The sequence below is a fragment of the Pseudanabaena sp. PCC 7367 genome, from assembly GCF_000317065.1.
In the GTDB taxonomy this organism is placed as follows: Bacteria; Cyanobacteriota; Cyanobacteriia; order Pseudanabaenales; family Pseudanabaenaceae; genus Thalassoporum; species Thalassoporum mexicanum.
Genome location: NC_019701.1, coordinates 3,371,240 through 3,397,051, shown reverse-complemented (window position 1 = coordinate 3,397,051; position 25,812 = coordinate 3,371,240). Strand labels below are relative to the sequence as shown.

Here is a 25,812-nt window from a genome sequence, read left to right as displayed (position 1 = left end):
AATATGCAATTTAAATGCATTGTATTTTCATTCCCAAGGTGGCGATCGGCGACGGGCTAAGATCGCAAATAAATGTTAAGTAAAGTGCTGAAATAAGCTGAATTTGCCGATGATACAATTTTGATTAGCTGCTTCCTGACTAATATCTTTCGTATATTTTTTGCTGTCCTCTGGTGTAAGAATTTGTGATCACTATCAACCTGCTACATCCAGTAAACTCAAATCCCGTTCAAACTTGGCGCTTTTCTTCCAAGGACGTGATTCGGATTGGGCGTTCCAAAGACAATAGTGTGGTTGTGCTCAGCTCGGTTGTATCTAGGCATCATGCCGAGTTACGCAGGCAAAAAATTGGCTGGGAAGTACATAGTTTCGGCGCAAATGGGACTTATGTTGAGGGTAAGCAGGTAACCCAGGCTAAGATCGTGGATGGCACAGTAATTAGACTGGCCAACTCTGGCCCTAGAATTCAGGTGCGCCTCGATGCGGACGAAAGCAGCCCGAAGGTGGAGCTAGAATCTGAGATGATCGATGCTCTGGATGAAATGGAGCTGAGTGAAGAAGAGCAAGCAAACCAGAACCCCAATGAACGCCCCACGCTGACTAATATTTAAGTCTAATATTTGAGCCTAATATTTTATTAGTATTAGAACTTGCTATTATCAATTACTAATTAATACCCAACTTGCCATTGTTACAACTGGCTCCTGCACAAGCTGAAATCATAGCGAATTGCAGTTGTTTCCCCAGTTGCTAAAAGCCGAATAACTCAATATGAGTAAAAGGTATTATTGATGGGTATTGATGGGTTATGGCAGCTAAAAGTGAGTTAAAGCCAGATCAACGCCTAGTCACCATATCTTGGGAAGGAAATGTTTGATTTTTTCGATTTTTTAGCAGTATTGTTAAGCTTTGCAAAGTAGAATAAGCTCAGTGATTAAGTTTTTTAGGAAGTAGTATGCGAGTTGCAATTGCGGGGGCTGGTCTAGCTGGCTTATCCTGTGCCAAATATTTAGCCGATTGTGGCCACACACCGATCGTGATTGAGCGAGAAAATGTCCTAGGCGGTAAGGTGGCAGCCTGGCAAGACGAAGAAGGCGATTGGTATGAAACTGGTTTACATGTCTTTTTCGGCGCTTATCCGAATATGTTGCAACTCCTTGGCGAGCTAGGCATCAGCGATCGCTTGCAGTGGAAAAAGCACGCCATGCTGTTTAATATGCCAGGTCAGGGCGGTAAACTATCTAAGTTTGATTTCCCCGATGGTTTGCCTGCGCCGCTGAATGGGATCGTAGCGATCCTGAGCAACAATGACATGCTCACCTGGGAAGAAAAAATCAAATTTGGCATTGGCCTGTTGCCAGCGATCATCAAGGGGCAAACCTATGTCGAGGAAATGGACAAATATTCCTTTGCAGAATGGTTGCAGCATCAGGGGGTGCCGGAACGGGTCGAAAAAGAAGTTTTCATTGCCATGGCCAAGGCGCTTAACTTTATTAATCCGGATCAAATTTCGGCCACGGTGGTACTAACCGCTTTAAATCGCTTCTTGCAGGAAAAAGAAGGCTCTAAAATGGCCTTTTTAGACGGTGCACCGCCAGAACGCCTGTGCCAGCCGATCGTCGATTATTTCACCGCAAAGGGTGGTGAAGTGAGGATGCAAACTGCATTGCGCAAAATCGAATTAAACGCCGATGGCACCGTGAAACATTTTCTGGTGGGTAGACCAGGCGAAGATAGCTATGCCCTTGAGGCCGATGTGTATGTTTCGGCGCTGCCCGTCGATCCGCTCAAGTTAATGTTGCCGGAAGCATGGCAGCAGCAAGCCTATTTCCAACAACTAGATGGCCTGGAAGGGGTGCCAGTAATTAACTTGCATCTATGGTTCGATCGCAAGCTAACTGACATTGATAATGTATTGTTTTCTCGATCGCCAATTTTGAGCGTCTATGCGGACATGAGCAACACCTGTAAAGAGTACGCCGATCCCGATCGTTCCATGCTAGAGCTGGTGCTTGCCCCTGCCGCCGAGTGGATTAGTAAATCTGAGCAAGAAATTGTGGATGTGGCCATAGCTGAACTGGCAAAAATATTCCCAGAACAGATCCCGCACAAGGCTAAACTAATCAAAAGTAAGGTTGTTAAAACACCACGATCGGTCTACAAGGCCACTCCAGGTTGCCAGTCCCATCGCCCAGCCCAGGAAACCCCGATCGCCAATTTTTTCCTGACTGGGGACTTTACGATGCAGCGATATCTTGCCAGTATGGAAGGAGCCGTACTTTCTGGTAAGCTGACTGCACAGACAATCGATCGCCAGATTAGCCTAAACCGATCGGCTGGTAATACCAGCAATCCAACTGATCAAGCACCTAGTAGTTCTTTTAGTGAAAACATTGGTAAAACAACTGCCGCCAAAAACCCTGCCTAAAGAAATGGGAATTAACCAGCCAGTTTCCATCTCGCAAGCCTACGAGATTTGTCGGCACATTACCGCCAAGCATGCCAAGACCTTCTACCTTGGCAGTATGCTGATGGCGAAACCAAAGCGCAATGCAATTTGGGCAATCTATGCCTGGTGTCGGCGCACGGATGAATTAGTGGATGGGATTCAATTCCAACCCACCACTTTCCAAACCCTGGCGGATTGGGAATCGCAATTGGAGGCAACTTTTACGGGTAATCCCACGGTGGCTCCAGATCTGGCGTTGGCGAATACGGTGAAGAACTACCCGCTGTCGATCGAACCCTTTAAAGACATGATCGCCGGAATGCGGATGGATCTTGAATGCGATCGTTATCAATCCTTTGAGGAGCTTTATTTATATTGCTATCGGGTCGCTGGAACGGTGGGTTTGATGTCGGCAGCGGTAATGGGATTTAATACCACCGATTCGACCTTGATTGCGGATAGCACTGAGGCGGCGATCGCCCTGGGGATTGCGATGCAATTAACTAATATTTTGCGCGACATTGGTGAGGATGCCCAACGGGGGCGCATTTATTTACCCCTCGATGAACTGGCTCAGTTTGGCTATAGTGAGGCGGATTTGCTCAATGGCGTAGTTGACGATCGCTGGATTGCCTTGATGAAGTTCCAGATCGATCGCGCCAGGGAATTTTATAAGAAAGCGGAAGCCGGTATTTCGTTTCTCTGCCATGATGCCAGATGGCCGGTTTGGGCATCGCTAATTCTCTATCGCAATATCCTGGATGTGATTGAGCGGAATAATTATCAAGTTTTTAATGAGCGTGCGTTTGTGTCTAAGCCCCGCAAGCTGTTGACTTTGCCCTGGGCTTGGCTGAGAGCCCAAACTAGCTGAAAGGGCTATAGTTTAATTAGCTACGGCACGATCGCCCAATGATTGCAATTTGATTGCAGTTTGATTGCTAAGTGATAGTGAAATAATTTTGAGCTGATTAACAAGCGCAATTATTTATGAATCACAAAAAGCCAAGCCACATATCTGTAATTATCTGTAATTATCTGTAATCGGGTAGGGCGCAATGTTTAACTATTACCTACTCTATTAATTGCGGTATAACTTAAACTATATAAATTAATTTCAATAACTGGTTAACTGATTAACTTGATTAACTTAGCTGAGGATGAGTTGGTGAGCCATGACCGAAACTAAATCTACACCAGTGGTAGACAATCGCAGCCTTTGGCAAAAAGTGCGATCGCGGATTGTCAGAATCCCTGCCCTGAGCCATACCTATCTCAGCAATGAAGAACGGCTTAAAGATCTGCGATTCCAACTGGATAAAGCTAATGCCACTAGCCAATACCAGGATTTCAGCCAGTGCCAGAATTGGGACGACTTTTTTAAGTTTTCGGTTCAGAATTTTGGCCCCCATCAAATCAAGCAAGAGATCACCGGTTTCCTGGAGTTTGCCAGCCAAAGCTCACCTGAATATGTATGTGAAATTGGTACGGCGAATGGTGGCACTAGCTTCTTGCTGAGCCAATCGCTACCATCGGTCAAGTTCATGCTTAGCATTGACCTGCTAGTCAAAAATAAAGGCAAGCTGCGTTATTTTGTCAAACCATCCCGACAAATCACCATGATTGATGGTTCTTCCTATGCTGCCCCTACGGTTGACAAGGTCAAAGATATTCTGGCTGGCAAGCAACTCGATCTGTTATTTATTGATGGCGATCATACCTATGATGGCGTTAAGCAAGACTTTTTGTGTTATCACCAGTTTGTGAAACCTGGTGGCATCATCGCTTTCCATGACATCATGCCCGACTATATGACCAGGTATGGCCAAAATACCGGACGTTGGGCGGGAGATGTACCAGTTTTCTGGCAACGGGTCAAAGAGCTCTATCCCCACCATGAATTTGTGGCTGATTATAATCAAGATGGTTTGGGAATTGGTGCGATCGACTATGATCCCAATGTGCAGATTACCGCAGATTTATTTTAGATTAAGTGGTCATCCTCGCAATCGATCGCAACCAGTTCTGTCTGGTCAATCGGACTCGTCAAGCGGAGCAATAACTTTAAATAGTTGGTTTGTGCCAGTTAAAATCAATAAAAAGTCAATATACTCACCACTGGCTCGCTGGCTGAAAATTACTTGGACAAGTGTTCCAAGCTTTGATAACATGTAATGCCTGGGTAATGCTCAGTGCTTAAAATTACATATCCTTTGGAGAGGTGGCCGAGTGGTTGAAGGCGCAGCACTGGAAATGCTGTTTAGGGGAAACTTTAACGAGGGTTCGAATCCCTCCCTCTCCGTTGCTAACTTAGCTAAATTAATTTAGTTACTTAACTTTTAAAATACCCTGCACATTCATCAGCCAATTCGATCGACTGGTCGGGTTGCTGTTTGCATAATATTTGCTTTTCTCAATTTGCTCAAAAGCATTAACCTTGCTGCCAAGCCAAACGATTAAAGCCTCACAGATAAATATATATCGGTGGGCAGGTTTATCCATGTGTCAGCGGGCTAAGGGTTGTATAAGGGAAGCTTGGCACATAAACTAGGTTTAACCAAAATATAAAGATAAAATTTTTTTAGCATAATATTAAGGTAATAAAAAATAATGACAGCAACAATTCAGCTTGCACTTGGGGTTAATGAAGAGGCTTCTGATGTGCGATTGACCCGATCGAAAGATGGCAGCACCAGCACGGCAACCTTCATTTTTGAAAACCCACTCTGTATGACAGAGGGACAGGTAAATAATGAGATTACTGGTATGTATATGTCCGACGAAGAGGGTGAGATGGTTACCCGATCGGTCAATGCCAAGTTTATTAATGGTCAGCCGGCGGGAATTGAAGCAATCTATAGAATGGATGGTGAAGCAGAGTGGGAACGCTTTCTGCGGTTTATGAATCGCTATGCTGAGGCAAATGGTATGGATTTCAATAAATCTTAGCTGGCTGCTTTAGCTCGATCGCTTGCGCTTAACTTTATTACCATGTCGATGGGAAACAAGATATAGCGATCGCAAAGTTACAATTTTGATTGCTTTGAGAGGGGGCTGTATGATTAACGGCTCTTTTTTGTGGTCTTTTCTTACCTGCGGTTAATTCTTTACTGGGGGCGATCGCTTAAAGTAAACAGTAGCTAAACTTTGCAATTCTGGCTTTTGAAAAGTAATTATGAGCAATGCTAATCCCTGCCCCGATCCGCCGTCATATGTAGTTAATTTTGCCGTGATTACGGTCAGCGATACGCGCACCGAGGAAACCGACAAGAGCGGTAAGTTTATTAAACAATCGCTGGTGAATGCTGGCCATACTTTAGGTGCTTACGCGATCGCCAAGGATGAGCCAGAGCAGATCAAGACTAAAATGGCGGAGTTGGCCAAGATGCCAGACCTAGAAGCCATTATTCTCAATGGTGGCACTGGGATCGCACCCAGGGATAATACCTATGATGCGATCGCTACGCTGTTGGAAAAAACGTTGCCTGGTTTCGGAGAAATATTTCGTTATCTGAGCTGGCAGGAAATTGGCTCACGGGCGATCGCTTCCCGCGCTGTGGCTGGTGTTTATCAGGGTAAGCTGGTGTTTTCGTTGCCCGGTTCGAGTGGAGCGGTGAAGCTGGCAGTGGAGCAGTTAATCCAACCGGAGATTATTCACCTGGTGCGGCAGTTAAAGGGATTACATTAGCCGGATCTAAGTTCCAAACCCAACACCTGCGTATGCGCCCCCCGCGCCTGGGTCACACCGATCGTACGTTCCGATGCCTCAATCATCGGTCTACGCAGACTCACCACAATGAACTGCGCCAAACCAGCCTGCTTGCGTACCATTCTTGATAGGCGCTCCACATTGGCCCCATCCAGGAACATATCCACCTCATCAAAGGCATAGAACGGCGAAGGGCGATAGCGCTGGAGCGCAAAGATAAAGCTGAGCGCGGTCAGGGACTTTTCACCCCCAGACATCGAGGCCAGATGTTGCACCTGTTTACCCTTGGGATGAGCGACCAGATGCAGGCCACCAACAAGGGGATCGGCGGAATTTTCCAGTTGCAAATGGCCATCCCCATCGGATAGCTCCGCAAAAATAGTCTTAAAGTTTTCATTCACCGCATTAAACGCCTGCATGAATGCCCGTTGACGCAGGGTGGTGAAATTCTCGATCCGCAGCAACAACTCAGTACGTTCTTGATTGAGGGTTTCCAGGCGATTGCTCAGGTCAGTAAGCCGTTCGGTCACGCTTTCATACTCAGCGATCGCCATCATGTTCACTGGCTCCAGGGCTTGCAAGCGCTTTTGCAAACGGCGTTGCTCTAATTGGCATTGCTCCAGGGTCATGGTTTCTGGTACTTCCGGCAATGGCTCCGGCAACTCCAGATTTTCTAAGTCATATTCAATCTTGGCCAGTTCCTTATTTAGCCCATTAACGCGTTCAGCATTTTTCTGTAACTGCCATTCCAATTCACGGCGGCGCTCACTCAGGGCCTGGAGGTTGCGCTCGCAGGCATCCCGCTCCTGTTTGGCTGCCCCCACCACTTCTTCAAGCGAATCGAGGCGATCTTGCAACTGCTCAATTCTGATGGATAGCTCTCGGCATTGGGTTTGCACCTGGGAGCTGGCGTTTAATAGCTCCGTCTGGGTCGATCGAATTTCCTGCAAGCGTTGCTGGCGCTGGTTGATTTTCTCGCGCAGCAGGCTGATTTGATTTTCCTTGTCGGTGAGTTTTTGCCGTGCCGTAGCCAGATGCAATTCCTCGCCATTTAGCTTTTGTTCCTGGGTTTGCAACTCCGCCTGTACCTTTTGCCATTGGCTATGGGTGCTAGATTTTTCGATTTCCGCCAATTGCAATCGGGTTGCTTGCATGCTGGTCTCGGCGGTGGAAATGTCTAGCTCCAGGCTAACCAGTTGTTTTTGGCTCTGCTCGGTAGCTTCATGATATTGCTGGATTTGTTCCTCGATCCGCTTCATGTCGCGCTCATAGCGAACTGAACTTTCCACGATTCGATCGGCCTTCATCTGGGCTTCGCGGTAAGCATTGCGAGCATTCTGCATTTGCTCTTCATATTTGGTGATGCTGGTTTGCAGCGTGCGGGATTTTTGATGGAGGCGATTGAGCATCCGATCGATTTCCATCAGCCGATCGCGCAAATGGGCAGCCTCAACGGATTCCTTCGGTGAACCAGTGCCAAAATGCAGACCCATCCGTCTGTTCACACTACCGCCAGTGATCGCGCCGGAGGTTTCCAATAACTCCCCGTCCATTGTCACCATCCGGTATTTACCCACATGCAATCGCGCCTGCTCCAGGTGCTCAAACACGATCGTGTTGCCAAACACATAGGCAAAAATTTCCGCATAACGGCTTTCGCAATCGATTAGGTTAATCGCAAAATCAACCCCACCGATGGAATGGGCATCCTCTGGCCGCAAAGATCTGGCCGATCGCATTTTATTCAATGGCAAGAAAGTGGCTCGCCCTGCCCGTTCTCGCTTCAGCAAATTGATTGCTTCTGAGGCAACTTCATCATTCTCGACCACCAGATAACCCAGCCTTGCCCCGGCGGCGATCTCCAGCGCAGTCTGATAGCGCGATTCCACCATGCCAAGCTGTGCCACCAATCCACAGACACCAGCTAGATCGGCTTCAATGATTAATTGCGATGCCTTAGTGCCCTGGGCTTCCTGCATGGCGCTGGTTTGGGCTTCGAGGCGATCGAGTTGGCGATTTTTGAGCCGTTGCTCCTGGCTGAGCCGATCGATCGTTTCGTTGGTGGTTTGTAGCTCCACCTGAGCCTGAGATAGAGCCAAACCCACATTTTGAATTAACTTTTGTGCGCCACTCACCTCACCTTGATAGAGCGCTAATTCATCTTCACTGGATCGCCCCTCTGATTCTGATAGGGTGGTCTGCTCCGCTTCCAGGGCAGTTAGTTGCAAAGTCCATTGCCGGATTGATTCTTTTAACCTGGCCTGCTCTTGTCGTTGCGGACTCAAGTTTGCTTGCAATTCATCTACGGTTTGGCGTAATTGCCCCTGATTGCTGAGCCAATCATCGGCGGAAGCGGCGATCGCCTGGAGTTCACGGCGGCACTGTGCCACGATCGTAGCCTGTTGTTCACGGGATTGATCTAGCGACGCGATTTCCAGTTGATGGGCTTCGCGTTGGGTTTCCGTTTGTTCAAGGAGGCCGACCTGCTCGCTGATTTCCGTTTGCAACTGGCCGATCGTTGCTTGATTATTTTGATAGGAAGTTGTTAAATCCTGCTGTTTGCGTTCCGCTGCCCTCAGTTCAGCCCGCTTGGCTGCATTTTCAGTCGAAACCGCTAAATATTCTTCCTCACCCAGGGTATGGACGCGATCGTTTAGTTCATTGAGCTGGACTGTGCCGCTGGCGATTTCTTCACACAAGTCTGTTAGTTGGGTTTTCAGCTCATGATCCTTGCTTTTGCCATTGGCTAATTCTGTATTACGCAGTGCTTGCTGATATTTTAAATGGCGTTGATGTAACACCACTTCCGAGGATTGCAATTTTTCGAGATCGATCCGCAATGCCTGGTATTTCTCGGCCTTAGCCCGATCGCCCTTTAGTTTTTCCTGGGCGGCGATCAATTCTTGCTCTACGATCCGGAAGCGATCTTCTTGGGCCTTAACTTCGTCTAATTTAACCTTGGCCTGGGAAATTTTACGATCGAATTCACCTACTCCGGCCAGTTCATCAATAATCTCACGCCGATCGCGGGAATTCATCGAAATAATACTGGTTACGTCCCCTTGCAACACGACGTTGTACCCTTCTGGATAAATCCGCAACCGCGATAGTTGCTGGTGCAGCTCGCCCAGGGTGCAGGGCGAATCATTGATGTAATAGGTCGATGTATAGGTGCCTTGACTGGTGACTCGGAGCTTGCGGGTGATCTTCCATTCATGGATCGACTTTTCGATTAGCTCGGCATTTTGGATCGTGCCCACCAGGATTTCTGGGCTAGCTGCCACTGAGCCATTGCCGTTTTGCTCCGCTGCTTGAGTATGATCAACATGACCATTACCATTACTGCTAGCATTTGCGCCAACCACCGCCAAGCCGTCTGTAGCATTTTCGATATTTGATTCAATATTTGATTCAATATCTGACGAATTTGCTTGGGACTCGATCGCTACGCTCATGTCTTGGCCATTGCTCTGCTCAGATCGCTCTGCGATCGCCTGGGCGGCTGGATCTGGCTCTTGCCCCAACAGTCGCAGCTCATCATCGTCCAGGCCAAAAATCACCGTGACACTGGCTTCCACCGTGCGTCCTTTCCTGGTGTGGTTCTGGTTAACCAGGTCGGGGAGGCGATCGGCTCGCATTCCCTTAGAGGTAGACAATCCCAGCGCAAACAACAGCGCATCCAGAATATTTGATTTGCCGGAACCATTCGGCCCCGAAACCACCGTAAACCCAGGCAACATGGGAATGGGAGTGGTGCCACCAAAGGACTTAAATCGGGAAAGCTCAATCAGTTTGATATACACGGCGCTTCGCTATAAATGCAATTAGGTAGGAGATACACTAAAAACGCGATAAATGCAATTTTTAGCGGCAACTAGGCACAAATTATCGCTACAAATAAATGCCAGACCTTAAACGCCAATAACTTAGCATGCAATGCCGCGATTGCAACAAATATTGCCGCGATCGCCATGTTTATGACTCATACCAAATTAGGAAATTAGGTGATCCAAATGCCGAGTCATAAGCCTTGCTCAGATGGATCGCCGATTAAAAATATGTTTCATCTAAAAACTAAAACGGTATCAGCCATTTTGCTTATGCTTAAGTTTTTGGCAAATATCCATTATCCATAACTTAGCTGGGGCGCTAGTAATCTGCTCAGATCCAGCTTGGTTAAATAACCATCATCAAAAAGCACACAACCATCGAACTTGTGAGGTTTTGCCAATGGGCGATCGCTTGGATTTGATTGTTAGCTCCGATCGTGATTTCAATGATTGCATTAGCCGATCGCTATTTTTTAGAGAGTAAAAGTATGCTGGCATACAACCAAATCAAGTTTGCTAGTGCATCTTCAAAGCACTTCTTTTACATGAATACCTATAGATAGATCAAATCAAAGCATTCAGGTCTTTACTTACCTAACATCTTGCTTGAAATAGCACGAGGTGGTCGCATTCAGTAAAAATCAAGTAAATTAACCAATGTGGATCTATTCCCTGGACATAAAATCTGAAACACTGATCAGAAAGTAGCGATTTTATCTATTTTTCCTTATCTACCATATGACTCACTTACTCCATCTTGATACCAGTCCCCGTGGCGATCGCTCTGTCTCCCGCCAGCTCTCAAAAGAATTTGTACAGATGTGGCAAGATCAACAAAATGATCACACGATCACCTACCGCGATCTTGGCCATAATCCAGTTCCCTTTGTGGATGAAACCTGGATCGCTGCTAGTTTTACACCACCGGAAGCCCGCACACCGGAACAACAAGCCGGAATTGAAATTAGCGATCGCCTGGTGGATGAATTCCTGGCCGCCGATTGTTATGTGTTTGGTGTGCCGATGTATAACTTTAATGTGCCAGCGGTTTTCAAAGCCTATATTGACCAAATTGTCAGACCCTTCCGCACCTTTGGCATCGATAGTCCCACTAATTTCTATGGCCTGGTGGAGGGCAAAAAAATGCTGGTGATTACTGCCAGAGGGGGGGATTTTTCACCTGGCTCCCCCGCCGCCCCCTACGATCTACAAGAACCCTATATGCGGACTATTTTTGGGTTTATTGGCGTTACCGATATTACCTTTGTGCATGCTCAGCAGTTGGCCTGGGGCGAAGAAGCTTCTGCCAAAGCGATCGCTGATGCGCAATCAAAGCTAAAGTCCCTGACAGCTAGTTGGTAGGAAACCCAACCTAAAGTTGAAGCAAACTTAAAGCAAACTTAAACCAGCAAATAATTGGTAGCACAGCGATCGCTGAGTTCCAAGCAATCCTGGTTGCCAATTGTCCTCTATCAATTATCAATCAACTATCAATCAACCTCGAAAATTGCGATGGATGGAGTAGCGATCGCAATTAGTTTTCATCAAACTCTTCATCATCTTCGCCGTCAGCGCCAATTTGATGTAGGTGAATATGTTTGCGACCTAGCTTGATTCTCAATTCATCACCAGGCTTCAATCCCATTTGCTGGGTATAGGCTGAACCAATCAATAAATTGCCATTGCGCTGCACACTCACCTTATAACTGGCACTTCGGCCGCCTTTACCAGTGCCCTTGTTGTCAAGACTGATTGTGCCATCGGCTTCCATCAATGCATTGTAGAATTTCATCAAATTAACTCGGCTTTGACCATTTCTAGTGATAGTCGAGTAACCACATGCCTTCGCCTTTTCTTCCTTTGATAAATGTTTTAATTCTTCAACCTTTTTTAGTAGGGATTGTCCGGTTAAAACTGGCGGTTGTTTACTTTTTGCCATAGCTTCTGAAACTGAAAAATAGACTGTCAATATGAGCATGCTGCTTAGCACCCAACCATCGATTACCCTCAACGAATCGGGGCTTTGTCGATCGCAAAGTGTTGTTAAAACAGACTTAATCTTTACTTAGATTTTTAATTAGCCTTACTTTTGGCTCGATCTCGTAGGCATGACCTGAACAGGCAAATACATGTAATTACAGTTAATTACAGTTATGGATTTACGGTGTACTTATATGTATTTATATGTATTCACAGCGTATTTGTAGGGTATTTACATATGGCAGTAATAAGTTTTGAATAAATACCAAAAAGGTGATCATGTCATTACTTAACTAATCCACAATTAAATAGACAAGCATTGATCTCAGTATCTAATATCAGTTACTGATGCGTCAAACTATGAATTTGCCCTGTTATTAAGTTTACTAATTAAGTTCATTAATAAACATCTTAGTATGTTTATTTGCGCTAAGCTGATCCGATTTAATTCTCGATATCTATTTGATTCTATTTGATCATTTGGTTGAGCCGATCGACTAAAGATCGGTGTCAGCTTCTAAATTTAAAATTTAGTCTATGGGTCTGGGGCAATTACAAAGCAAAGTTTCTGACCTGGTTCAAAGCAAGATTTGGCAGGCAAAAGTAGCCCTATGGCATTAGTAATATTGTCATCCGCTACCATATTAATTTAGGTCGGGGTTTCACTACCTAGGTTAGTTAGAGGTTAGTTATAAGTTTAGCTATGTCTGGATTAGCCATGATCTAAATTGTGGTGCTATTAGCACAAATAGGAGAGAAAAAGTCCAATTAGATTCATTTGAATTTGTAATTCATTGGTCATAATTCAATATTCATAACTGAATTCAGGACTAAATACTTATTGTTTTTGGTGGTAGTAGGTGGGGCAATGATTGGGGGCTATTTCCTTGCCTAATGTATATGTTTTATGGCTATTTTTATGGTCATTAAATAATTTCATCGATGAATCTTAACTCGCCTTGGCTTAATGATTTAAATCCGATCATCTCATCCTGAAATGATGGCGATCTCACTGGATCAATACATCCTGTAAAGAACTATAGCTAGGGATGGCGATCGGCCATCAAGCCCTTTAGAATATTTGCATGGAAAACAAGCCCCACCAAGTCCGGCAATCAAACTTGAGTCTAATATCACGATTGCGATTCAGACCTCCCGGCAAGCCCCCCACTAAAAACCCCAGCAAAACTCTGAGTGCGAGTATTAGTGAGAGTATTAGTGAGAGCATCAATGCGATCGCATCTGTGGCGGGATTAATCAGCGTGATTTTGGCATTTGAGCATTTGCCAGAAACTACCGCGATCGCGCAGGTTACTCCAGATCAAAGCCTACCTAGCCCTTCCCAGGTAGAAACGGCGGCTGACCTGTTAACGATCACCGGTGGCACGGAACTAGGCGGAAACCTGTTTCATAGTTTTCAGGAATTCTCGGTACGTGCTGGAGAAACCGCTTTTTTTGATCACAATGCCGCGATCGCAAATATCATCAGCCGCGTTACTGGTACTAACCGATCAAATATTGATGGTCAGATTCGCACCAACGGTAGCGCCAATCTATTTTTGCTCAATCCCAATGGCATCTTATTTGGTAATAATGCCAGCTTAGATATTGGTGGTTCTTTCATTGCTAGCACTGCCGAGGGGGTGGTATTTGCTGATGGTAGTTTGTTTAGTGCTAATAATGCGGCAATCCCCGCTAGCTTATTGACTATGACTGCGCCAATGGGCTTGCAATTTGGCAATAATCCCGGCAGCATTGTTTCTAGCTCGCAACTACCAATTAGAAGCGAATTGCGCCTGCAACCTAATCGAACCCTGGCACTGGTGGGCGGAGATCTGGCGATCGCTGGCAGTGTCTTGACCGCACCGATCGGCAGGATCGAATTGGGTAGCGTTACCACGGCGGGAGTCGTTAACCTAAACCAGATCGAACAAGGCTGGCAGCTTGACTATGGCGAAATTAACTCAACTGGATTTGGCAATATTAACCTGAGCGATCGCGCCTTTGTGACCACCGATGGCAATGGTGGCGGTAATATTCAGGTGCAGGCTAGCAATCTTACTCTCTTGGCTGGATCGACCATTTCCGCTAACACGCAGGGCGATCTACCGGGTGGGAATTTATTGATCCGGGCAACCGATGCGATCGAATTGGTGGGCGAGTCCCCCGATGGACAGTTTATTACTCTGTTCACTAGTTCGGTTTTGCCCGGTGCATCTGGCAATGGCGGCAACATTAATGTGATTAGCGATCGCTTAATTTTGCGAGATGGGGCACAAATCCTCAGCGGCACTTTTGGGATTGGCAATGCCGGAAATACCAATATTCAGGCGCGGCAGATCGAATTGTCTGGGATCAGAAATGATGGCTCTACGGTGAGCGGTTTATTTGCCACGGCGGAGCCAGAATCGATCGGTCAGGGTGGTAATTTAACCATTGCGGCCGATCAATTTGTGGTTAAGGATGGCGCTCAGGTGGTAGTTACCACGTTTAGTAGTGGCAGGGCAGGCGATCTGACTGTGCGGGCGGAGGCGATCGAGCTTGCTGGCGGCAATCCCCTTTCTCCGGTGGATGTGAGTGGGTTTAAAGCTTCCGCTGATGTTAATTCCACTGGTGATGGCGGCAATTTGAGCATTGAAACTAATCGGATTGTAATTAAGGATGGCGCTGAGGCGCAGGTATCTACCTTGGGGACTGGCAACGCTGGTAACTTGCTGCTCACGGCCACGGAATCAGTGGAGCTGGTTGGCACCAGTGCGGATGGGTTATTTCCCAGTGCACTAAGGGCTGTGTCTGGTTTGGAGGGGAATTTCACTGAGGCTACGGGCGAGGGCGGCGATCTAACAGTAATCACCGATCGCCTGGAGATCCGCGATCGCGCCAATATTGCAGTGAGTGCGATCGGCCCCACGGGCGGGGCTGGCAATCTGACTATTTTGGCTAATCGTATTTTCCTAGATAATCAAGCGGGGCTGGAAGCAGAGACCAGAGCAGGCGATCGTGGCAATATTAATTTAACCCTGGGCGATACATTGCAACTCCTGGGTAACAGTAGCATTAGCACCAATGCGATCGGTACTGCCACCGGTGGCAACATTGCGATTTCCAGCCAAACCCTGGCCGCCCTCGAAAACAGCGATATTACCGCCAACTCGGTCAGTAATTTTGGTGGGTTGGTAAGTATCTCTGCTCAAGGTGTTTTTGGCACAACCGAGCGTGACAGCCTTACTCCTGCCAGTGATATTACCGCTAGTTCTGAGCTTGGCGCACAATTCAGCGGCGTAGTTGAAATTAATACTCCAGATGTCGATCCGGCCCAAGGATTGTTAACTTTACCGACTAGCTTTGCCGCCGAGAATCAACTGGTAACCAGTGCTTGCGCGATCGATCGGAATCTTTCCAGTGCCAAACTATTAATTACTGGACGGGGTGGCTTGCCGATCGCCCCAACTGTCGCCAGGAGCGGAATTGATATAATAGATGATCTAGGGGATAGTTGGCCGGAGCCCCCTCAACTCTCAATGCGCTCAAGCCAGACCCAGCCTGAGTTGCACTTAAATAAAAGTGCTGATTCCCTCGATCGGCAAGCTCTAAACATATCAAGTTTCCCTCAACTCAAATCTAACCCTGATGCATCGTTGCCAACCACATTAACCCCGCCGTCAGCGATCGGCTCTCAGCCCCAATTGCTGACAGGAAGGCAAGTCCAAAATAAAGCGGATATTAGTAGCAGTAATAGTGATACTGCGATCATTGAAGCGCAAGGTTGGCTGCATAATGCCCACGATCAGGTTGTGTTGGTATCTCAGTTACCGGATTTAAGCCAAAATCATGGTTCAGAGATAGGCTCAGAGCCACAGGCCACAACATCGGCCAAGATCAACAGGATCAATTACACCGATCGACTCGCAATGCAGTCCAGATCACGCGCCTTTGGCGATCGGCATCACTGCTATCCGGCTGCATCAGTTAGATAATTAGTTGCGCTAGCTATGATGCAAGCATAAAGATGATAATTAGCGTTTGTTCAAGTAACAAAATCGCTAAATAGACTTAACCTGTGTTGCCATAGTCCCTGTTTAATTAAATTAAATTAAATAGTAAATAAGCTGAATACTCTTTAACAGACTGTTCATCGCCGCTTAGCGGGTGGGCAGAACTTGGTAAATATGCTTTAATTTTGATTTCCAAGTAAGGCGCAACAATGTGGTTAAGAATATTGTCAAGATTTTTAATGAGACGAATGTAGGTAATCTACTTGAATGAATCCAGCCGATCGCGGGATGCATGATCAAGTAATAAGCAAGTAATAAAGCTAATCAGATGGAAACCAATAGAAGTTAATCGCCTAGGCGAAACTTAACATAAGACTGAGGGGATATAAACATGGAATTTTTTGATTTAACGAATGGTAATGATACCCGCACTTTTAATCCGGGGGAATTAGGTGGCCGTCCGGTGCGATCGCTAGATGGTGATGACAATGTGACTGGTTCTGCGGATAGTGATGATATTAACGGTAACCAGGGCAATGACACGATCGATGGTGGGGCTGGGAATGACACCTTCGTGCGCGGCGGCAAAGGTAATGACAATGTGTTTGGTGGTGCTGGCGATGATCCCCATGTTAACGGTAACAATAACAACGACACAGTCGATGGCGGTGAAGGGAATGACACCGTTTTTGGCGGTAAGGAAAGCGACGTAGTTAATGGCGGTAATGGCAACGATCGCGTTCAAGGCGATTTTGGGATCGATACGCTGAGTGGTGGAGCCGGAGCTGATACCTTTGTGTTGCAGCGGGGCAAGGGCGAAGACGTAATCCTAGATTTTTCTGCTGGTGAAGATGGTTTCTTCCTCGAAGAAATTAGTCCCAATGAAATTAATCTCAATGAATTTGGTGGCAACACAATCATTTCTGACTCGGTGACAGGTCAACCGGTGGCTACTTTGGTGGGGGTAAATCAAGCTACCGTTGCCGATATCTTGGGGGTCAGCCCTGGTCAGGTTGGCATTGGTGGCTCCAGTGCTGGTGCTGCGGGCGGCAGTTTCAACACCACCAGTTTGGAACCGAATGGCGGCTGGGATGGCAATGTTACGATTACCGATCGCGGTGATGGTTGGGATGCCTTTGGTAATGTGGAAATCCTCAATAATTCGTTTGTGTTTATTGAAAACGAACTCATCCCAGTTGAGAATGCCCTGGTATTCCGGATTTTCGCCGATGAAAATGATGATAATGACACTGTTGATCTGGAAATTCTCGATCCTTCCCTGGGGGTTGGTTTCGCGCAGAGTCAATATCAAGCGCAGGAAGATCAGGTGCTGGTGGTGATCGATCTGGTCTTTGATGACAGTGGATTTGATACGGCAACTCTATTTATTAATGAGTAAAATCAACGGCTAAAAAGGGAGCTATAGCGATTCTCGATTGCGTCAACCCTGGATAAGGCATTTGGGAACGGAGTCAGCGTAAAGGCTCTGTTTCTTTTTGCTTATAAATTCGGCACACAATAGCAATAAAGAGGTGCAGATGTGCGGCGAAAGACGCTCTAACTCGTCTTGTTCCCTATAGCTAAATAGGATTTAATTGCCTGTAATGCAGCGCTACGTGTTTGTGTTAGGACGCATTTTGGGGCTATACCCTGATACATAAAGCTTATAGCTATGGAGAGGTCCTAATCATACAACCATTTGCTATATCAGATATAGAAAGAATAGTTTTGTGATGTTATCGCGATCGAAGGGTAGTATTAGCTATTGCAGCAAGTAATTCATAATGGATTAATAGATTAAGTTGGTAAAAATAGCCTAGAAAGTAGCGCCAAAATCAACCATAGCGACATAGAGCCATCCATGTTTAGGAATCCCAAGCAGCCCGCTGAAAATAAACCACGCCCCTTTAGTAATCATGGTAATCAAGCCTATGGCGATCGGGCTCAGGTGTATGAAGAAATTGTCAAGCAAATTGATCTGATGTTGCGGGCACGCTATTCATTGCTCTATGTGGTCACCGCCGAAGAAGAGCCGATCGAAGAGGTATTATCCCTGGTCGCCAGCGTGGGGCAAGCTAAGCGCCGTGTGTTTTATTGGGATATTGTGCGGGGCTGGAGCGACAATGGGGCTGATAAGGGTTCAATTATGGGTGCGCTGACGCGGGTGGGTACTCCAGCCAGGCGATCGCCCCTGGAGGCTAATGCTAATCCTGGCGATCGGTCTGTTGATCCACTGGATGATCATCAAAATGCGATCAGCAATATTTATGTGTTGCGGGATTTACATCCAATCCTCAAAAATCCAGCTACTCCGGCTAATATGCCCACAATCCGCGAGTTAAAAAACCTGGCGCGTCAGCTTAAGCGCGATCGAAATATGCTGGTGCTGACCAGCCATGCCCTGCATATTCCCAATGAACTGGCTGAAGAAATTACGGTGCTGGATTTCCCCCTGCCCGATGAGAAGGAAATCAGTTATCAAATTCGCCAAAAAATTGCCCCCGATAAATTAAAAATAGAAGGGCTGGCCTGGGAGCAATTGGTCAAAGCCTGCCAGGGACTCAGCCGCACCCGGATCGAGCGGGTTCTGGCCAAGGCGATCGCCGCCAAACAACAGGTAGACGACACCGACATTGAAAATGTGCTGGACGAGAAAAAGCAGGCAATCCGCCAGACTGGCATTCTGGAATTTTATAAAACCAGTGAATCGCTCAAGAGTGTGGGTGGCCTGGAAAACCTGAAGCAATGGGTACGGATTCGCAAAGATGCCTTCACCGAAGAGGCCAAGCGCTATGGCATCCCCACGCCCAAGGGGGTCTTGCTGGTGGGCATTCAGGGTACGGGTAAATCGCTCTCCGCCAAGACGATCGCCCATGAGTGGCGATTGCCCCTGCTGCGACTCGACACGGGTCGATTGTTTGGTGGCATTGTGGGGGAAAGTGAAAGCCGGGTGCGGCAAATGATCCAGCTTTCTGAGGCGGTGGCTCCCTGTGTGTTGTGGATCGATGAAATCGATAAAGCCTTTGGTAATGTCTCGTCAGGCATGGATGGTGATTCTGGCACCAGTCGCCGGGTGTTTGGTTCCCTGATTACCTGGATGCAAGAAAAAACCAGTCCGGTGTTTATTGTGGCCACGGCTAACAATGTAGAAATTCTACCAGCGGAGCTGCTGCGGAAAGGGCGATTTGATGAGATTTTCTTTCTCAATTTGCCCACCAAAGCCGAGCGCCAGGAGATTTTTCGGGTGCATTTACAAAAATTCCGACCCACCAGGGTACGCGATTTTGATATGGAGTTGCTGGCACGCCAGACCCGTAATTTTAGTGGTGCGGAGATCGAACAGGTGATTATTGATGCGATTCATTATGCGTTTGGTCATGGCCTGAGTGGTCAGCGGCGGGATTTTACTACCACTGACATTACCTATTCAATTAAGGAAACTGTCCCCCTGGCAGCGATCGCCCGTGATCAAATTGAGGCGTTGAAATGGTGGGCGGCGGAAGCAGGAGCCAGAACTGCCTCCAATGATGTGGAGCTGACGGAGGAGTTGCGCCAGTTTAGCCGCAAGCGCGGAATTGATAATATCGATAATTTAGACAATCTGGATGATTTGGATAATCTGGGTGATTCGGGAAGGCCCGATCGGGAAGATGGCTCTAATAATTGACCAATTTCAATCCAATTGCTGTTCATTTAAATTAGCAATATTTAAATTAGCGATCGGCTAGCATATGTGAAGCATAATTGAGGATTAGTTAATTAATTCTGTAATTATGCCGCCAAGTCGTCAGGCAGTTAGAGAGTATAGTTATCTGCAATTTCCCAAACCAAATTTACCACTTGATCAGAATATGTCTAATTACGCCACCGCCCCAGATTTAAATGTTGCCGACTATCTTGTGTTGGGACTTGCCACTTGGTTTGTGAGGGAAGATGGAGAAGTGATTCCAGTTAAGGTGATCGAGCCGATCCCTTCTTCAGCGCTCGAAGCAATTTTGAAGAAAATTCCCACTTCCTATGAAAAAGCCTATGCCACTGAATTAGGCCAGGTGATGACCGCAGATGGCTCAATTCAAATGCCAGCGCAAGTTTTTGACAACGAGGCGCAAATTTGTCAGGACTTTGAGGAAAGGGCGATCGCGGCGACCCGTACCTATAAGGTGCGCCCCGAAGCCACTGAGCATATTAAGGTAGGCGAGACCTATACTGATTTTAATTTCTCATTGGAGAAAAAACGGATTCTTAATGCGGCGCGGGTAGTCAAGGATGATGATAATGTGAAGCAACATTCCCATACCCACAAGGTGCTCTAAATCCAGTTTGCCCAAGGCATCTAGAGCATCTAGAGCATCTAGATTGGGCTAGCAATTGAAGCCTGGGTTAGGACAACTTCTATATGCAGATATATGCAGACAGGATTTATAGAGATATAGAGATACTGTCAAAGATTACTATGCCCTAATTTTCTCCTCGATCGCCATAGGGGCTGATCCCTGCCCAATTTAAAGTTTTTTTAGATATGTCTGATAGGTACTGAATAGATATTTTGTTTACATAATTCGACCTATTTTTTTTGAGCTAGCTTGCCCCGCTTACTCTAGCTCTAATGTACACCCCCCTAGCAAAGGCACTTAAATCCCTAGAACCAGAATTAAGTAATGAGCAAGACAAACGATTTGCTTGTTTAGGTCAATTTGGACGCACTCTACTGCGATTAGCTGGTTTATTAGTCACTTTGAGTTTTCAAGAGCTGTGATGATCCTGAATCCAGCTACCTCACAATCCCCGATCGTAATACCGTTAGATCTAGGATCAGACACAGGTACTAGAGCAGAATAGATATACAACGGTTATGAGACATGGAAACAGTTTTAACTATCTTCATGTTTCAACTTTGGGCGATCCAAAATTAGAAAATCGCGGTATTATTTTAGAAAGCGAATAACCAAAATTAATTATTCTAGGACTAATAGTTTGCGCCGTTTGCAAGGTTTACTTTGTGCAAGTGGCGTTATTTTTGTGTAAATTTACAATTTAGATCCCCCGATCAAAGTGATCAAAATTTAGCTCAGCCAAGACCCATGCAATTAGCAAAAGTAAGCTATCGATCGCCGCAAGTGGGTAAAGCAATCGCCCAATCGTTACAGCAAACTGGTTTTGCCATTCTCTGCGATCATGAAATTCCAGTGGAGACGATTCAATTTGTGTATCAGGAGTGGCGATCGTTTTTTGCGAGTGCTGCTAAGCATGACTATCTACACGATATACATGAAACAAATTCCCAGGCTGGCTATTTTCCGATGTTGGCAGAACATGCCAAAGACTATGGGATCGCTGACCTGAAAGAGTTCTTTCATGTCTACCAGCGGCAGGACTTACCCACCCAAATAAGCCATCATACCTGGCAATTATTTAATGATCTGCTGAATCTGGCCAAGGAAATTCTCGGCTGGATCGAGATTGATACGCCGCAAGTATTTCCCGATCAGCTTGAATCTTTGCAACAAATGATTGCCCACAGCCCCAATCATTTACTCAGGATTTTGCATTATCCACCCCTGACTGGCTCAGAACAAATCGGCGCAGTGCGAGCAGCGGCGCACCAGGACATTAATCTAATTACGCTGTTGCCTGCAGCTACCCATAATGGTTTGCAAGTGCAAGATCTTGAAGGGCATTGGTATGAAGTACCCTGTTGTCTGGGTGAGATTGTGATCAATGTGGGCGATATGTTGCAGGTTGCCAGTGGCGGCTACTATCGATCGACTACGCATCGGGTAGTCAATCCGATCGGACTGGAAACGGGGCGATCACGCTATTCAATGCCTTTATTTTTACATGCCCACCCCGCATCAATTATTTCCACCACTGGCCTAACCGCTGGCACCTACCTGGCTGAGCGTCTACAGCAGATTGGCATCCTCGGCTGAGATCGGCTCTGCACAACTACTCAGTGATGCCTGGAGGGGAACCGGGGCAGGGAAAAGCACCACCTGGCAAAACGGCAATTTATTACTGCCAAAGCCAGTTTTAAACTCTTCGGGCACAGAGCCAATCAAGGAGTCAATTACTAACTGGTTAGGATCTTCTGGCACTACTTGATACAGGATACTCAGCACATCATCGGGGAACCAGGCTCTAGCCAGGCTTAGTAATTGATTTGAGTTAATAATTTTCTCGCGGCGATCGGGCAGCAGCCGCATCCCCACCAGACGGCCATCCTGGAAGTAAACATTGGCAATAAAACCACTGGCATAGACCAACTCTTTCTCAGGCAATGCATAGATCCCTTCGCCCCCCGGCAACCATTGGTAAAAAATTGCCACTTCGCCCACCTGAGTTTCCAGGGCTAACCAATTATTATCTGCTGCATATTCAAAGAATTGAGCCTGCACCATGCCCAGATGGAGTGTATCGGGCTGTAAGGGTGGACGGGCACGGGTTTGGAGACTGGGTAGTTGCCTGGTTGCGCCTAACTTTTCACCGGTATTAGTGTGATTAGGAGCTTCTGTCTGTGGCTGGTTGTTGGTAGGATTGACAATGGGATCAACCACGTCAGTAGCCTCAATTTTTTGCTCCTGAGCCATTATTGTCGGATTGGTTTGTCGCCGGGGCTGATGATCAACCTGACTTTTGAGCAGAAAATAATTAGCAGCGTAATTATCCTGTGCCCTAACCATAGGCGGCACCGCTGCGAGCATAACCTGCATGGCTAAACCAAGTGATGCGATCGCAATTGGTATTTGAAGGCGAACGGCAGGAGTCATGATCAAAAGCTCAAGTTGGCAGGCTCAATGCAGGCTCAATAAAGTAAGGCTTAATAAATAAGACGTAGCTAGCCCTAACTTAGCAAAAAAACTGTTACAGTAGCCTTATATTAGATTTAGTTTATTAGATAAAGACTTTGGATAAGTAAAAGTTTATGACTAACTCCTCAGAACAACAGGTCGATCGCGGTAAAAACAAAGCCAAAAATAAGAGCTTTGATGCGATGAAAAACTTCTCTGAAACCTATGCCAAAAGAACAGACACTTTCTTCTGTGCCGATCAAAGTATTACCAACGCTGTGATCGAGGGCTTGGCCAAACATAAGGAAGAACTTGGTGCTCCCCTGTGCCCCTGTCGATATTACGAAGACAAGGAAGCTGAAGTCAAAAACTCCTACTGGAACTGCCCCTGTGTGCCAATGCGAGAGCGTAAGGAATGTCACTGTATGTTGTTTTTAACTGATGATAATCCCTTTGCTGGTGATAGACAGGAATTGGAAGTAGTAAGCGTTGACTACGATGATGAGTAGAATTTCAGCCGTAATTATTGCTCTTGGGTCTTTTCCCCTAAGAATTTTAAGTTTCAAACTCTTGCTATTTTGATCTGCATAAAATCTCTATGGTGAGATTGGTTGTCATAAATACATCAAGATCGCAATTAGCGATCGTTTTTGATCAAACTGGCGTTCCTCGGCCAAGAAATATCAGAAATATCAAATCAATGCGATCGCATGAACACACCTCGTTCATGTCGGTCAATTAGTCACAAACTATTGATCCTGCCCTTTAGACATAGTTTGTCATACCAAAGTTATTGTGATCACCTGTCTTAGTGATGAGGCAGGTTTTGTTTGATTTAGGCTAATATTTCTATAGCAAGTGCTTTGCTCATTTAACTGTGGCTGTTTGCGGCTTAAATTTTGAATATTTATTTGAGTTATTTGAGTTATTTGAGCGGAGCGACATCCATCCCAAGGTCTGTCATTGACCATATCGGCTAAGCGCAGCAAGTTTAATCAAAGAATTTAAGCTATAAACTACTAAATCAAAATTTAAATTAGCAATACTATATAAACAGTTTTCAATAGTTTGAGTCGATCGATCGGAAAAGCAATTCAGTAATAGTCCGTCTAAGGAAGCAAAGAGCGGTGAAGAATAACAAAGGTAATAAATTCTGGAAGAACTTTGGCATCTATGCCCTACTTTTGGTAGTGGTAATTGTGCTCGGTTCTGCATTGATTGATAATCAACCTCAACCCCAGCAACAATGGCGCTATAGCCAATTGATTGAGGCGGTAGAAAATAAACAGGTGTCGCGGGTAAACATCAGCAACGATCGCACCTGGGCAGAAGCAACTATCCCCGACCCCAACAGCATGGATAGCAATAAGCTGGTACGGGTGAATTTACCCAATGATCCAGAATTTGTGAGCATCCTGCAACGCAACAATGTTGAATTTGATGTAGTCCCACCTCGCAATCAGGGCGCATTTTTGCAAACTATTAGTGGTTTGATTTTGCCAATTTTGCTGCTGGTGGGTCTGTTCTTCTTGATCCGCCGCGCCCAGGTAGGCCCTGGTAGTCAGGCAATGAACTTTGGCAAGTCTAAGGCCAGAGTCCAAATGGAGCCACAAACCCAGGTTACCTTCACTGATGTGGCTGGGATCGAACAAGCCAAGTTGGAGCTAACTGAAGTAGTAGATTTTCTTAAAAACAGCGATCGCTTTACCGCTGTGGGTGCCAAGATTCCCAAGGGTGTGCTGCTGGTTGGCCCTCCTGGGACTGGTAAAACCTTACTTGCCCGTGCCGTAGCCGGTGAAGCTGGCGTACCATTCTTTAGTATTTCTGGTTCTGAGTTTGTCGAAATGTTTGTGGGTGTGGGTGCTTCCCGTGTCCGCGATCTGTTCGAGCAAGCCAAATCCAATGCGCCTTGCATTGTATTCATCGATGAAATTGATGCGGTTGGCCGTCAGCGTGGCGCTGGCCTCGGTGGTGGTAATGATGAACGCGAACAAACCCTGAACCAGTTGCTCACGGAAATGGACGGGTTTGAAGGTAATACTGGCATTATTATTATTGCTGCAACCAACCGTCCTGATGTTCTGGATGCGGCACTATTGCGCCCCGGTCGTTTCGATCGCCAGGTGGTAGTCGATCGCCCCGATGTCTCCGGTCGCCTGGAAATTTTGCAAGTTCATGCCCGTGGTAAGACCCTGGGTCAGGATGTAGACCTCGAAAAGATCGCCCGTCGCACCCCTGGGTTCACTGGTGCAGATTTGTCGAACCTGCTTAATGAAGCAGCGATTTTGGCTGCCCGTCGGAACCTGACCGAGATTTCGATGGATGAAATCAATGATGCCGTCGATCGTGTCTTGGTTGGCCCCGAAAAGAAAGATCGGGTGATGAGCGACAAGCGCAAAAAGTTAGTGGCCTATCACGAAGCTGGTCATGCGATCGTGGGTGCATTGTTGCCTGACTACGATCCAATTCAAAAAGTAACCATTATCCCCCGTGGTCGCGCTGGTGGTTTGACCTGGTTCTTGCCCAACGAAGAACGGATGCAAAGTCGCGCCTATTTGCAAAATCAAATGGCAGTGGCGCTTGGTGGCCGCCTGGCAGAAGAAATTATCTTCGGCGCAGAAGAAGTAACCACCGGGGCTTCCAGTGATTTACAACAGGTAGCCAATATTGCCCGTCAAATGGTGATGCGGTTTGGCATGAGCGATAAGTTGGGGCCGGTTGCCCTCGGTCGTGCCAGTGGCAATATGTTCCTGGGTCGTGAGATCGCCTCCGAGCGTGATTTTTCTGAAGAAACCGCCGCGATCATCGACGAGGAAGTTAGCGAACTGGTAGAAAATGCCTACAAATGCGCTAAGCAAGTTCTTAATCAAAACCGCCATCTACTCGATCAGTTAGCAGATCAACTAATTGAGCGGGAAACCGTTGATGCGGAAGAGTTACAAGGTATGATCGCCAACGGTGAAGTTAATTTAGCTGGTGTGCTCTAGGTTTATTAACTAAGTAATTCACCGCCATTCATTTCATTACGGTAGCTCTAAAACACTGTAAAAAAACGTTCTTAAAT

Annotated in this window: 17 protein-coding genes and 1 tRNA gene; 15 read left to right on the top strand and 3 right to left on the bottom strand. The window is 46.5% G+C overall.

Features of this window, described 5'->3' with window-relative positions; all coding sequences use genetic code 11:
* Positions 1-185: 185 nt before the first annotated feature.
* The 7 genes from PSE7367_RS13445 to PSE7367_RS13415 all read left to right on the top strand — a co-directional run bounded on the left by PSE7367_RS13445 (position 186) and on the right by PSE7367_RS13415 (position 6,134).
* Positions 186-611 carry an FHA domain-containing protein gene (locus PSE7367_RS13445; protein WP_015165907.1) on the top strand — a complete coding sequence of 142 codons (426 nt, stop codon included), beginning with the start codon at positions 186-188 and terminating at the stop codon, positions 609-611.
* Positions 612-955: 344 nt separating this feature from the next.
* A complete protein-coding gene (gene pds / locus PSE7367_RS13440; protein ID WP_015165906.1) occupies positions 956-2,428 on the top strand; it encodes a 15-cis-phytoene desaturase in 1,473 nt (490 codons plus the stop codon).
* A gap of 4 nt (positions 2,429-2,432) precedes the next feature.
* Positions 2,433-3,320, top strand: a complete 888-nt coding sequence (locus PSE7367_RS13435; RefSeq protein ID WP_015165905.1) for a phytoene synthase — start codon at positions 2,433-2,435, stop codon at positions 3,318-3,320.
* Between the two features lie 301 nt (positions 3,321-3,621).
* Positions 3,622-4,434 (top strand): class I SAM-dependent methyltransferase, encoded by an 813-nt coding sequence (locus PSE7367_RS21225; RefSeq protein WP_015165904.1) that lies wholly within the window; start codon positions 3,622-3,624, stop codon positions 4,432-4,434.
* 227 nt (positions 4,435-4,661) lie between these two features.
* Positions 4,662-4,748, top strand: a tRNA-Ser gene (locus PSE7367_RS13425).
* A gap of 308 nt (positions 4,749-5,056) precedes the next feature.
* Positions 5,057-5,395, top strand: a complete 339-nt coding sequence (gene psb28 / locus PSE7367_RS13420; protein WP_015165902.1) for a photosystem II reaction center protein Psb28 — start codon at positions 5,057-5,059, stop codon at positions 5,393-5,395.
* A 226-nt stretch (positions 5,396-5,621) separates the two neighbouring features.
* The gene (locus PSE7367_RS13415) at positions 5,622-6,134 is read left to right on the top strand and encodes a MogA/MoaB family molybdenum cofactor biosynthesis protein (protein ID WP_015165901.1); all 513 of its coding nucleotides are present in this window, start codon (positions 5,622-5,624) and stop codon (positions 6,132-6,134) included.
* On the opposite strand, the gene smc is transcribed toward PSE7367_RS13415, so the two are convergent.
* Positions 6,131-9,958, bottom strand: a complete 3,828-nt coding sequence (gene smc, locus PSE7367_RS13410) for a chromosome segregation protein SMC (protein WP_015165900.1) — start codon at positions 9,956-9,958, stop codon at positions 6,131-6,133. The two genes, PSE7367_RS13415 and smc, sit on opposite strands and share 4 nt — an antisense overlap.
* A 765-nt stretch (positions 9,959-10,723) precedes the next feature.
* On the opposite strand from smc, the gene PSE7367_RS13405 reads away from it, so the two are divergent.
* Positions 10,724-11,347, top strand: coding sequence for an FMN-dependent NADH-azoreductase (locus PSE7367_RS13405; RefSeq protein ID WP_015165899.1), 624 nt, complete (start codon positions 10,724-10,726; stop codon positions 11,345-11,347).
* 172 nt (positions 11,348-11,519) lie between these two features.
* Here the strand turns inward: PSE7367_RS13405 and PSE7367_RS13400 are convergent, their stop codons facing one another.
* Positions 11,520-11,924 (bottom strand): AbrB family transcriptional regulator, encoded by a 405-nt coding sequence (locus PSE7367_RS13400; protein ID WP_015165898.1) that lies wholly within the window; start codon positions 11,922-11,924, stop codon positions 11,520-11,522.
* 1,126 nt (positions 11,925-13,050) lie between these two features.
* Here PSE7367_RS13400 and PSE7367_RS13395 point away from each other — a divergent pair.
* The 5 genes from PSE7367_RS13395 (at position 13,051) to PSE7367_RS13375 (ending at position 21,890) form a co-directional block, all read left to right on the top strand.
* Positions 13,051-15,942 carry a beta strand repeat-containing protein gene (locus PSE7367_RS13395; RefSeq protein ID WP_015165897.1) on the top strand — a complete coding sequence of 964 codons (2,892 nt, stop codon included), beginning with the start codon at positions 13,051-13,053 and terminating at the stop codon, positions 15,940-15,942.
* 409 nt (positions 15,943-16,351) lie between these two features.
* Entirely contained in the window at positions 16,352-17,359 is a 1,008-nt protein-coding gene (locus tag PSE7367_RS20530) for a calcium-binding protein (RefSeq protein WP_015165896.1), read from the top strand.
* A 462-nt stretch (positions 17,360-17,821) separates the two neighbouring features.
* Positions 17,822-19,627: an AAA family ATPase gene (locus tag PSE7367_RS13385; protein ID WP_015165895.1), complete on the top strand. Its 1,806-nt coding sequence runs from the start codon at positions 17,822-17,824 to the stop codon at positions 19,625-19,627.
* A 106-nt stretch (positions 19,628-19,733) separates the two neighbouring features.
* Positions 19,734-20,273, top strand: coding sequence for a hypothetical protein (locus PSE7367_RS13380; RefSeq protein WP_015165894.1), 540 nt, complete (start codon positions 19,734-19,736; stop codon positions 20,271-20,273).
* 768 nt (positions 20,274-21,041) lie between these two features.
* On the top strand, positions 21,042-21,890 hold the full coding sequence (locus PSE7367_RS13375; protein ID WP_015165893.1) for an isopenicillin N synthase family dioxygenase: 849 nt from the start codon (positions 21,042-21,044) through the stop codon (positions 21,888-21,890).
* On the opposite strand, the gene PSE7367_RS20525 is transcribed toward PSE7367_RS13375, so the two are convergent.
* Positions 21,864-22,727, bottom strand: a complete 864-nt coding sequence (locus PSE7367_RS20525; RefSeq protein ID WP_015165892.1) for a hypothetical protein — start codon at positions 22,725-22,727, stop codon at positions 21,864-21,866. The genes PSE7367_RS13375 and PSE7367_RS20525 overlap by 27 nt on opposite strands.
* A gap of 155 nt (positions 22,728-22,882) precedes the next feature.
* Between PSE7367_RS20525 and PSE7367_RS13365 the strand changes: the two genes are divergently transcribed.
* Both PSE7367_RS13365 and ftsH read left to right on the top strand, forming a co-directional pair.
* A complete protein-coding gene (locus tag PSE7367_RS13365; RefSeq protein WP_015165891.1) occupies positions 22,883-23,257 on the top strand; it encodes a ferredoxin-thioredoxin reductase catalytic domain-containing protein in 375 nt (124 codons plus the stop codon).
* Between the two features lie 618 nt (positions 23,258-23,875).
* Positions 23,876-25,735 carry an ATP-dependent zinc metalloprotease FtsH gene (gene ftsH, locus PSE7367_RS13360; RefSeq protein ID WP_015165890.1) on the top strand — a complete coding sequence of 620 codons (1,860 nt, stop codon included), beginning with the start codon at positions 23,876-23,878 and terminating at the stop codon, positions 25,733-25,735.
* Positions 25,736-25,812: the final 77 nt, after the last annotated feature.